A 769-nucleotide genomic window follows, 5' to 3' on the forward strand; every position below is an offset into this window, starting at 1 on the left:
ATCCCTTCAGCCGGACTTGGGTATTCCTCCAAAAAAATTATATGGACCTTGCAGGACTCGAACCTGCGACCGAACGGTTATGAGCCGTTAGCTCTAACCAACTGAGCTAAAGGTCCTAAATAATTTTACAACTAATAATTAGTGGCGGTGGAGGGGATCGAACCCCCGACCTCACGGGTATGAACCGTACGCTCTAGCCAGCTGAGCTACACCGCCATTGTATAGGTTTATGTTGTAATTAAATATGGTGGAGACTAGCGGGATCGAACCGCTGACCTCCTGCGTGCAAAGCAGGCGCTCTCCCATCTGAGCTAAGCCCCCATATTAATTTAATAATCCTTTTTCTAAGGTTATCGGGAAGACAGGATTCGAACCTACGACCCCTTGGTCCCAAACCAAGTGCTCTACCAAGCTGAGCTACTTCCCGTAGAAAATAAGCGCGCCCGATAGGAGTCGAACCCATAACCTCTTGATCCGTAGTCAAACGCTCTATCCAGTTGAGCTACGGGCGCATGTTTTATATTATATATGGTGCCGAGGACCGGAATCGAACCGGTACGGTAATCACTTACCGCAGGATTTTAAGTCCTGTGCGTCTGCCAGTTCCGCCACCCCGGCATCATAAAATAAAAATGGAGCAGAAGACGGGATTCGAACCCGCGACCCCAACCTTGGCAAGGTTGTATTCTACCGCTGAACTACTTCTGCATGATTCAGTTATAATCGGAAAACTGATGAGCCATAGAGGATTCGAACCTCTGACCCTCTG

At 48.5% G+C, this 769-nt stretch carries 7 tRNA genes; all 7 read right to left on the bottom strand.

Features of this window, described 5'->3' with window-relative positions:
* Positions 1-42: 42 nt before the first annotated feature.
* Positions 43-116, bottom strand: a tRNA-Ile gene (locus HMPREF3031_RS11895).
* Positions 117-142: 26 nt separating this feature from the next.
* Positions 143-216: transfer RNA gene (locus tag HMPREF3031_RS11900), tRNA-Met, on the bottom strand.
* A gap of 29 nt (positions 217-245) precedes the next feature.
* Positions 246-321 (bottom strand) — tRNA-Ala (locus tag HMPREF3031_RS11905).
* 32 nt (positions 322-353) lie between these two features.
* A tRNA-Pro gene (locus tag HMPREF3031_RS11910) sits at positions 354-427 on the bottom strand.
* Between the two features lie 11 nt (positions 428-438).
* Positions 439-512 (bottom strand) — tRNA-Arg (locus tag HMPREF3031_RS11915).
* A 17-nt stretch (positions 513-529) separates the two neighbouring features.
* Positions 530-618: transfer RNA gene (locus HMPREF3031_RS11920), tRNA-Leu, on the bottom strand.
* Between the two features lie 15 nt (positions 619-633).
* Positions 634-708 (bottom strand) — tRNA-Gly (locus tag HMPREF3031_RS11925).
* Between the last annotated feature and the right edge of the window lie 61 nt (positions 709-769).

Source organism: Staphylococcus sp. HMSC072B07, from assembly GCF_001815505.1.
Lineage (GTDB): Bacteria > Bacillota > Bacilli > Staphylococcales > Staphylococcaceae > Staphylococcus > Staphylococcus simulans.